The sequence below is a fragment of the Bacillus cereus group sp. BfR-BA-01524 genome (assembly GCF_022662595.1).
In the GTDB taxonomy this organism is placed as follows: Bacteria; Bacillota; Bacilli; order Bacillales; family Bacillaceae_G; genus Bacillus_A; species Bacillus_A thuringiensis_S.
Genome location: NZ_JAKUDW010000016.1, coordinates 74,311 through 84,632 on the forward strand (window position 1 = coordinate 74,311; position 10,322 = coordinate 84,632).

The following is a 10,322-nucleotide window of genomic DNA, read 5'->3' on the forward strand; positions in this document are numbered from 1 at the left end:
AACAAAGAAAACAAAGAAATGTTCAACATCATATGAAATGCCTTCTGTATTACCGGGTAAAAGATGAAATTACATATAAGGAATTTCCAGTCTTTTTTGTGTATTGGCTAATTTAAGATATTGTTATCGGGGAAGTCAGCTATACTTTTTCAACTCTTTCGTGTCTCTTCACTACTTGTTTCATCAATTTTTCAATGACTAATGCCTGTTCATCGCACTTCGTTTTGTAAGCCATCAACATCTGTTTCAAGTTCGAAATTTCTTCCATTAATCGTGCTACAGTTAGGCTTTTAAGCTCTTCTACCGAAGAAAGATTCTTTTCAATCCTTAAATCCTCATGAATTTCTTCGATTTCTTTAAGCAGAGTTTGATACCATTCCTCTAAATATATTTTTCTGTCACCAGTATATAAGCTTCTTGTTGTCAATTGTAGCGTCGAAGCTACCTTCTGCAAAACTTCTTCCTTGCTCAAACTTTGAGTGAGATATATCCCCTTCTGGGCTCTCCTGATAAACGTTCTTTTTGCACTCGCAGCGCCTCGAGTTAAATCTGCATGGGAAATTTGTTTCTTAGCCATTGATAATACCACTCCTCAGAAAATCATCCATTTGCTTTGCTGTTGGACTTGGAAACTTCCTATAATACTTTGCGATGTATTTTTTCACAGTTTGATATACCTCTTTTTCAACAGCTTCAGCTTCCTTTTCTGAAAGATGTTTAAACTTTCGAAACAGCTCCTTAAACGTCTCTGGTTGCAAGTCTTTTTTTATATCGTCTATCCTTAACGGAAGCGTCCTTTTCTCTACTTTATCTTTGGTCTTCTTTAATAAAGTTTCTTGGTGATGAACAAAGACACTCCATCTAACAAGCTCCGCTTTATGCTCCAGTAACATATCTTCATCAGGGCTATATTTATTACACTTGTAACACTTCAATGTGTGGTGGAAACAAGTTACCTTCGCATGAGCGTTGCAGTTATGTGTTCTCATAGGGAATCCCTTCGGAATTTCTCCATCCGGTTGAGGTTGTTCTGAGGGAAAATCAAGGCCTTCTGTTTTCTTCAACAGTTGTTCTATAAATTTTTTTGCTGTTTCCTCTTCTTCCACTACATCAATAACCATAGAAGACTTTTTGAAAATGCTCTCTTCACTAAGAACCTTTACGTCTTCTGTAACAGAATCAACGGTGTTCTCGTTAATAGTCGCTTTTATCCCGTACAAACCTTGTTTTGATATATCCTGAAGTGCATCCAATATATCATTTCCTGCTGTGTGGGTGTAAGTATATTGAGATTCCAAATTTTCATGCCCAAGCCTATTAGCGATTTCTTCATTGGAGAGTCCTTTGAATTTCAAATAAGTTCCGTACATTCTCCTTAAATCATGCGCTGTGAAATACCCTCCACTTGGCGGAGGCGTATCTTTCCATATCTTCTTTTGTAAGTCTTTGAGATATGTAGTAACATAAACCGGAAGTAAAGGGACTACTCTAAGTTGCGTACCTGCAACCAATCTTTTAGCTCTTAAATCGTCCCCTGCAGGATATAGCTCTGATTTGATTTCTATAGGCTCCGTAGGAGCTACACCCTGTAATTGCTTGACCCATTCAACAGCGTTTCTGGAGATTTTAACATCATGCTTTTTCCCCGTTTTTGTTTTATGAAAATGCAAGAAGTTGTCACCGTACTTGTTTTGTTTTAAACAATTTTGCTTTAAGTAACATACCTCATGCGCCCTTTTACCGGTCTCTAGTATCAGCAGCGATAATCTTCTAAGTCTGAAATCAAACAGTGCATTATCTTGATGATAAGGTGATTGGTCATCTTGCAAAGTCTCTATTAGCTTAACTGCCTGCTTAAAATCAATGTGTTTCCCGAAACGTTTATCGCGTGTCCCTAATCCAGCATTTGGAATGATTCGTTTTTTGTTAATATTTAGTTGGTTTCGATATGCATAGAAATCAAACCAATTATCAACAACTTGGACATATTTAAAGAAGTCCTTTATACTGTCATCCCCAGCCATATCAACGAATATATCTATCAATCTACCTTGTAGTACATCTCCAATGGTATGCACTTCACCAAGATATAGATAGTTCTGACACAATAAACGCAAAGTGCTAGCATAGGTTTTCCAAGTTCCAGGTCTTATCTCTTTAGTAGCAATGGTCTCTGAATCACCGTCAATATTCGTATATGTTTGAAGCTTCACTTTTTTCACCCTATCTTTTAGGTCCCCAAAAACATACTCTTTTATATGGAGCGCTAGTTCCGTTTCAAAGGCAGGAGATTCTTCCAACCAAAGTTCCAATTCTAACTCGAAAACATCCTTCCTTTCCGAAAAATCCATAGTTCTTTGAACTAAAGACCTTTCTTCCTTAGAAAGAAGGTAACCAAGTAATGTAAAGGTCTTTTTTCTTCTTCCATTATTTACTCCAGAAAACTTATTTGCGACCTCTTTTAACAAATCGTCAGTTATTGGTTCATGCCCAATCCCTACAATTACTCCGTAACCAGAAAGCCATAATCTCAAAGCAAGGTTTTGAATTTCTTCTTTGTTCCTTACTGCTTTTTTTGTGTTATTTTCGTTCAAAGGGTCCCATTTTTTATAATGCTTATCAAACAACTCCGAAAGGATTGTGAAATTAGGCATAGCCTCCAAAGGGAATTGATGCATGGTCCAAAAATTCATAGTGTATTCTAAAGGCAATCGACATCTTTGTACAAAAGCTAGACTTAACAAATAGTTTTGCATTGTAAGCTCTCTATATTCTTTTCCTCTTCCGAGGAAACTTACAACGTCAGTTTGAATACACTCATGAAATGGAACTGTAAACATAAATCCACAGTTCTTGTATGCAGCAGGTGCAAGAGCAGCCCACTCTTCGAGTGTAAAGTGTGCTTGCTCATACATTTTCATTGGAATTCCGTTCAGTGTAGCAACATGTTCCTCATTCTTTTGAAGCGAGCGTAAAACTCTCATTTGACAATGCCTCCTTGATATCTTTCCCCAACAGTTTTAATTGGACCATCTCCCATATCATTTCTGGACTTAAACTCAGGTCAGTAAGTCTTTTTTGAATTAGAGCTTGTGTCTTTATAGAAGAAGCTGCGAAAGGGTTATCATCTGTATAATGTTTACTGTTCTGTACTAGACTTCTGTGTTCCAGAAAAAGTTGTGCTAGTAGTCCGATAGCTTCCTCTATTTCTTCTTTTCTTAACAGGAAATGTTGACAGCCCCAACAGCGATAGTACGTTTCACAGTTATCTTCAGACATACACCAGCCCATATCTCTTTTTCGACCGTACTTTTTTAAGAAGTCTGATAGTTCCATTTCCGAATTTAAATCATCAAATATTCTACTGGTTTCAATGGATTCATCAGTCCACATTTCTATGATTTTCAGATAGTATTTCCCTGAAATCTCTTGTTTCTCGTAACCATCAACGATGGAGTAGAGAAGAGTGTTACGCGAGATTTTACTTCTAAGGTAACGCATAGACATTTTCTCGTCATGATGCCCGAGTACAAACTGGGTTGCCTTAATATTTCTTGTTTTGGCTTGTACTAAGGTAGCTATAAAATGCCGAAATCCATGAGCACCAATTTCAAACATTTTACCGTCATTTTCAATCTTATAATCTTCAATTTCTTTTATCCGTGAGAGAATTTTATGTTTCAAAAAATCCCTAATAGCCGTTCCTGTTAGAAGACCATTAACATTATCTTCATGGAAAAGGTGAACATACTTCAGATTGTTATTAGGATTAGTTATTGCTTTAAATCCTTTAACATCACATCGTTTCTGAAGGCGTTGTATCGCTTCGATTCCAACATCATCAAACAAAGGGAACTGCGCATTAACATTGCCACTTTTATCCCTATATGTGGACGTTATCCCTAGAAAAGTATCACTATTTAACATAGGCTTTAGGCAGTCTATCGCGAGGTTATGAATAAAATCAAATCGACCAGGACAAGACCCGATAATTAGCCAGAAGTCCTTACATAATGCTTCCCTTTCAGTTTCAGGAACATACGCATAACATTCCTGAATTATCCCTTCAGCTAGTCCTTCTATAGGAAAAGCACGACCATCACTGTTTTCTTGCTCTGCTGTAACAGCACGATTTAGCTTTAACGATAGACCTTCAGGGAAGTCAATAGTCTTTGGGAAATCAGGGTACTCATTTAATCCCCATTCAATGAATAACTTAGCGTCAATGACATGTGCATAAGTATATGATGTGCCGAACTTGAGACTTAACCATTTATAATAAGCCCAGAATTCCGTTCTTTGGAAGTTTGATAGCTGTACAATTTCACTTTGTTCTTTTAGAAATGATAGAAAATTTGATAAGGTAGTATTTTTCTTTGATATAGTTGCTTTTGAATATCTTCCAGCTATCATATATTTTTGATAATCCCGGATAGGCGTTTCAAAATGCGGATGTTCAGCTACCATTTTATCGACCGGTTTTTTTTTGTACCAATGGGTGAGTTGCTTTTTCGTTGTATAACCAAGAGCGAACCTTGCTTTTTGTATGATATTTCTTGAAGTAACTACCGAGTTGAACGACCAGTCTACACAGCTCTCTAGTACATCTTTGTCTGTAACATCCTTCAATTTCTTTCCAAATACAACGCACAACTTATAAAAACTACTAACAAAATACTCTTTTTCGGAGTCTTTTCGCAACGCTTTTAATGCTTCGACTTCCTCTTCAGTGACAAACTGGTAATGCTTGGCTAACTCCTTACATAAACCACTCACTCTATTAGAGAACTTACTATAGTAATCTATAATTACTTTTCTATATTCTGGATAATGCATTAAACCTCTTTCTAAAGCCCAAGGTAAAATATATCCAAAGTCCTTCATTTCAGCCCATTTGAAAGGTTCTTTTTCTTCTAAAGGCGTCTTCAGCCAAATATCTCCTGTTGAATATTTGGTTTTTAACCTTTGTAATATGCCTTTCAACGCTTTCTTTCTGCTCTCGTTGGCTTTGCTTCTAGGTAAATCTTCAATTTCAATCCACTCTGTATTCATCAAATTCATACCTTTCCACCATTTTTGAAAGTAGAAGCAATGTCTCCTACCCTGTCGTCTGTATGCAAATCGTCCTGTCCAGGTAAGTAATGAAGGTAGATTATTCTAGTTGTTTTTTCATCTCTATGACCTAACCATCTAGATACATCGTAAATGGGTTTGCGTTTAATTCGGATTAAGTGAGTTGCAAAAAAATGCCGGAATGAATGTGGAGAAAAGTTGAGATAAAAATCTTCTTTTTTAGAACCAGAAATAACACTGCGATACTTAGAATAAACCGTCCCCCCGGTAATTGCCTCTCCCTTTGAATTATTTGAAGTTGAATAAAATAAATAATCATGTTCTTGTCCTGTCTCTTCCATTACCAACTGCCTTTCCTTGATATGTTCAAGTAATAAGTTTGTGAGCTCCTGCTGCGAGAAGAAGTTAGGAATTAGTCGTGGTCTAACAGTTTTATTTTGAGATTGAAAATTGTTAACCTCTCTTTTTACTACATTACAAACCCATGCTTTTAGCATGGTATCGTACGATAAATCGCCATGCATCTCATTCTTTAACCATTCCTCTGCCTTGTTAATATCCCAAAGGTAAAAGTCTTTAGGTACCTTTTTAGAAACAAATAGAAGGTTTCTAGCCTCAGACCTTCTAAGTCCGAAAGACTTTAAGATGTAAAACAAAAGTCTTGTCTGAATGTCGCCTGAAAGAATCAAGGACATGAAATTGTTTATATCTTCTTCGGTCATCACTTCTTCCGATAATGACTGAATGCGGTCTGCTGAAGCGTTTGGATTACTAAAACTAGCCTGACTTAGTATGGCGTGTACATCGGCTACTATTACATACGTTTTTCGCCCTGTTGTACCCGTTATGGCAGTTGTGAATGCTCTTTGCTTTATCGGAATAGATGTAAGGTCTATATCTTCGAATTCATGGGTTTCTTTTTTTAAAAAGTCTAGATACTTACATGCTGTTTCTACAATGCCACTTATAGTATTATGGGACAAATCTTCGAATCTATCTTGGACCATTATCCCTTCAAAATTTAAGCCAATAGAGGACACTTTACCGAAATGCTTTGCTCGTTCATGCAAAGGCACTTTTTTCAGCAATGACCATTTAATTGCCTGCTTAGGTGTGGCTCTTAAACTCTTTAATAAACGCAAGTAACTAACAAAGGATACAACAACTGTAACTGTATCGACTTCTAACAAATCAATATTCCAAAAATCTAGGAAGTCCAAAAATCTTCTCAATTGATGCGCTTGTCTTAAAATAGTATTTATAGGAGTATCATTGTACTTTTGCTTTAATAAAAAGCAAGTACCATAGTAATGCAATTTATGAGAAGCAGTATAAATATGGATTACATTGTGCGTTGTATTTTCTTTACCTTCGGTTCTTCCTATGAAGTCTACATAATGTAAGCCATTTATCTCGGTAAAAGAGTAGATATTGGCGTACTCCTTTAATTGGACAGCCTTATCTAAAATATTAGAAATAGCTTTTAATGTAGCATAGTCCATCTTGTCACCAACTCTCTAAAGTAAACTATCATATTAATCTTCCAACCAGTTGTAAAGGGAGATTTTTAAGATTTGACATTCGCTTGATTCTGTCACTTTCTCGTTTGCATTTTTTTACAAAAACAGCATTCCGTTGCTAACCCCAAATAATTCCACATCAAGAGTAATGGCATTACTGACCTTTTTCTTGATAACCTTTCCCCTTAATTCATCAATAACATTACTAAAGTTTAAGGCAATCCTAATAAAAGAGAGGTTTCTAAATAAATCCCACCATAGAACATCAACTAATGATACATTAGAGTCCACCAAGCTGGATTAGCATTTACAAACATAATAAGTTAAAATCTTTTACTATTCAATAAAAAAAATATACCAATTAGTGAAATTTAATTTAGATAATCACTTTCCTTATTAGGATATTTATATTAATATGGAAATACTAACTAATAGAGGTGGACTGTTATGAGCTATCTTGGCAAAAACATTCGAATATTAAGAAAATCAAACGGCTTATCCATTTCAGAATTAGCTAAGTTAAGCAAAGCAAGTCCGTCAAGCATTAGCCAAATAGAGAATGGAAAAAGAGATGCAACATTTAAACTCATTCTTAGCATTGCACAAGCACTTAACGTTGAAGCAGCTACACTAGTAACTCCTTTTAATGAGGACTACTACAAACATGATATTCAATCTGTAATAAGATTTTCCGACAACGATTTAATCATCGGTAAATCCGTAAATCCCTTACATCATGAGTTAGACTGGGGGGCAGTTTTTAACCTTTCTGGTGATGGAATGTTAGTAGATACTTTATATGTGAAACAAAGTGAAAAGGATTTTAACTTTAACACTTTCTTTGAAAAGACACTCAATTCTTATTTAATCCAACAAAGATTAAGAATAGTAATGTGGAAATGTATTGAAATTGATAAACCATATTCAGAAGTTGTAAAAGAAGGGATTAAATGGAATACTTTTAAAGAAATTATTAATCATTTAGGAATTCTAATAACAGATAACTGACTCTTAATGATATTTACTATTTTAAAAAGAACTGCTGATACAATTCTTCAGCAGTTCTTTTTCTCTTTAATAATGATTCAATCCTCACGACAAAAATATGTAGTTAATACTAAAAGCAAATGCAAAACAATTAATGAGCGACCTTCATTATAAAACTCTACATCTGTTAAACGATGTGCAATATTATTTCTAATATTTTCCGAAGAAGTGTCATCATTTAATAAATACTGCAAGTAACCAATAAAGTCATCAGATAAATTCTGCTTCACTTTTTCATCCTTAAGGATATCGGATAAATTCACGGTAGTTTGTAAATTGCTATCTTTTCGTTGAGTAGCAATGTCCGTACCGTTATATAGTTCATAAACTCTCCTTAGTAAGCATTCAATTGTTGGTACAAGTACACTTAAAAATGAAATAAATTTATTATTATAGAAGTGTTCTAATGCCTCTTTAATAAACACAATGTCATTATCCGTTACAACTTCAGAACGTTGTACATAATTCAATAAAAAACCCAAGTTGAAGTTTTTATCTTTCTTTAAACCTAACATTGCAGGAATTGTAGTAAATTGAAAATGAGTCGAATAACAAAGAGATTTCGCTTCTATATCCCTTTTACCAATTCCAATTACCTTATTACCACTTAAATGTATAGAAGAAAGAAGTTGGCTAGTGATAGAGCTATTCAATGTTTTTTCCGAGCTTTCAATTGTTTTCAATTCAGGAAATGGTCTATAAAATAGATGCGTTCCTTTCTCTCCATTTACCTCAGCATCCCTTATAACCGGAAACGCTAAATCAGAAACACGATTTTCTAGTGATACATTATGGTCTGAAAAAATTTCAAAAACCTTTTTGTATTGTTCTTCAAAAGCATTTAAATATTTTTTTCCTAATTTCAGAGGTATTCTTTGTTGTGAGTCTGTCCCAAATTTATAAATAGATTCACTAAGGATAGCTAAAGCCTTTCTAGCTCCTTCTTGATTGTTTATTTCTGAAAAAATAACAGAAGCCCTTTGTGCATAATGAATCTTTGCCATTTGGTCTTTATTAGCTTCAGCAATACTTAATGCAAGATTAGCCTGCCGCTCTTTAAATTCATTTCCATCTACAGTTGGTATAGATACTGCTGTTACTTCTTCATACAACCTATCCAAGAAATTATCGTTTCCCTCTTTCTGCAATTCTGCTTCAAATTCATTCACCAAAAGCGCGATATATTCATAATAACGATTTTTTATTTCCGAATCCCCCTCACTTTCGATAAAAGGAACTACATATGACATAATTAAAAGTAAATGAGATTTATCTTTCATTAAGAATTCTACTACTAAATCCCAAATAATTTTCCTAATAGGCTGTATGTTCTTCCCGTACTTTAAAACATAATGTATTACATTCATTTTTAAACAAGGCTCATCATAAAACATTTCATGCAATAATTCATCTTCTTGGATTAATTCTAAAATTTTCTTCATTGGTAGCATTTTTTTCTTTTCATAATTTAATAAGTGCCAATAGTATCTAAATTTCATAAATGGCTCCTTAGCCATCTCTGCCTTTTCAACGGCGTAAAGAATAGAATTATTAATCTCTTCACTATTATATGAATCCGAAGCATCACCAACTAGTGTATATTGAACTATAGACTCACATATAAAATCTATTTCTTCATTCTCTTTTGGTATCATCTCACTCAAATCAGATATAAAAACAGCAGAAATTTGTTTCGTTTTGATTACCTTAGAAAAAATTTTTTCATAATCCCTAAAAGACATTTTATATCCTCTTCTCCCGCTTAAAATATTTGTTTATGTTTAGACAGAGCAGAAAAATTTATAAAGAAATTATTTTTCTTTGTTGTTTTTCAAGTTCCTGATATTTACCTATTGGATTTTCAACACAACGAAATCTGTAAAATCCACTCGCACTTTTATCAAAATATCCCTGTCTTTTAATTGAATAAAACTATTCTCTCATTCCATTTTACACGAGCAAATTGCTAACAAAAAATAATCTGCTTAATTTTGAAAATCAAACTTTCTATCTGTTAGCAGTCTTTATCTATAACCCATATTTATCCCATTTTTTCTAGATTTTCATGTCTCTCAATGCATCATTCATTTTTACATCTTTTTAATCTGAATTTCATATAGGTGAATTTTAGATTTCCGACAAAAAATAAAATTCCATACTTTTCACAACACAAATAATTAAGTTTAGATATGATTTTTAGAAATAACAATCGACAGAATTGATATTTCTGTAACAGAAAGTTATTTAAATATCACTGAAGTCGTAGTTCCTTTAGAAAACAGGGACTTCAGTAATATTTTTGTTAAATTAGAAGGGATTCAATATAAACAAACCTCTATCAAATCAATAAGATTCAAAATCCATATGATTTAATCTTACAAAATAAGCTGGAGTTAAAATCAACACAATATATGGTAACTATAAAATAGAGTGCCATAGAGATATTCAAAACAATATAAAAATAGAAAAGTAGCTTATACATCGGCTGAAAGTATCCGAAAGCAAATTCTTCAAAAATACTCTTGAGAAAACCTTGTCTTTTTTAAACACTATTAAAAAGCCACTCAACTGTGAAGTGACCCCCGAAAGTTAGACAGGTCGTTTCATTAGGCAGCCTCTAGGGTATGAGCCCGGTATTGTACTGGGCTCATACCCTTTAATTTTGCCTTAATTCTTTTATGA

General features: G+C 34.0%; 6 protein-coding genes. 1 reads left to right on the plus strand and 5 read right to left on the minus strand.

Annotated features, from left to right (window positions below):
* Nucleotides 1-139: 139 nt before the first annotated feature.
* The 4 genes from MR170_RS08085 to MR170_RS08100 are packed head-to-tail and all read right to left on the minus strand — an operon-like array spanning nucleotide 140 to nucleotide 6,575.
* A complete protein-coding gene (locus MR170_RS08085; RefSeq protein ID WP_242307913.1) occupies nucleotides 140-577 on the minus strand; it encodes a hypothetical protein in 438 nt (145 codons plus the stop codon).
* A complete protein-coding gene (locus tag MR170_RS08090) occupies nucleotides 570-2,984 on the minus strand; it encodes a tyrosine-type recombinase/integrase (RefSeq protein WP_242307914.1) in 2,415 nt (804 codons plus the stop codon). Before MR170_RS08090 ends, MR170_RS08085 begins: the two co-directional genes overlap by 8 nt.
* The gene (locus MR170_RS08095; protein ID WP_242307915.1) at nucleotides 2,953-5,061 is read right to left on the minus strand and encodes a hypothetical protein; all 2,109 of its coding nucleotides are present in this window, start codon (nucleotides 5,059-5,061) and stop codon (nucleotides 2,953-2,955) included. The genes MR170_RS08090 and MR170_RS08095 overlap by 32 nt, the downstream gene beginning before the upstream one ends.
* A complete protein-coding gene (locus tag MR170_RS08100; RefSeq protein ID WP_242307916.1) occupies nucleotides 5,058-6,575 on the minus strand; it encodes a tyrosine-type recombinase/integrase in 1,518 nt (505 codons plus the stop codon). The genes MR170_RS08095 and MR170_RS08100 overlap by 4 nt, the downstream gene beginning before the upstream one ends.
* A 465-nt stretch (nucleotides 6,576-7,040) precedes the next feature.
* Here MR170_RS08100 and MR170_RS08105 point away from each other — a divergent pair, with 465 nt between their 5' ends.
* Complete coding sequence (locus MR170_RS08105) at nucleotides 7,041-7,601, plus strand: helix-turn-helix domain-containing protein (protein WP_242307918.1); 561 nt, start codon at nucleotides 7,041-7,043, stop codon at nucleotides 7,599-7,601.
* A 77-nt stretch (nucleotides 7,602-7,678) separates the two neighbouring features.
* Here the strand turns inward: MR170_RS08105 and MR170_RS08110 are convergent, their stop codons facing one another.
* Nucleotides 7,679-9,382 carry a DUF4209 domain-containing protein gene (locus MR170_RS08110; protein WP_242307921.1) on the minus strand — a complete coding sequence of 568 codons (1,704 nt, stop codon included), beginning with the start codon at nucleotides 9,380-9,382 and terminating at the stop codon, nucleotides 7,679-7,681.
* Between the last annotated feature and the right edge of the window lie 940 nt (nucleotides 9,383-10,322).

What these genes read in the sequence shown, in the direction of transcription:
- MR170_RS08090 (WP_242307914.1), bottom strand. Translation starts at nt 2,984, where the DNA reads ATGAGAGTTTTACGCTCGCTTCAAAAGAATGAGGAACATGTTGCTACA.
- MR170_RS08105 (WP_242307918.1), top strand. Translation starts at nt 7,041, where the DNA reads ATGAGCTATCTTGGCAAAAACATTCGAATATTAAGAAAATCAAACGGC.
- MR170_RS08110 (WP_242307921.1), bottom strand. Translation starts at nt 9,382, where the DNA reads ATGTCTTTTAGGGATTATGAAAAAATTTTTTCTAAGGTAATCAAAACG.
- MR170_RS08100 (WP_242307916.1), bottom strand. Translation starts at nt 6,575, where the DNA reads ATGGACTATGCTACATTAAAAGCTATTTCTAATATTTTAGATAAGGCT.
- MR170_RS08095 (WP_242307915.1), bottom strand. Translation starts at nt 5,061, where the DNA reads ATGAATTTGATGAATACAGAGTGGATTGAAATTGAAGATTTACCTAGA.
- MR170_RS08085 (WP_242307913.1), bottom strand. Translation starts at nt 577, where the DNA reads ATGGCTAAGAAACAAATTTCCCATGCAGATTTAACTCGAGGCGCTGCG.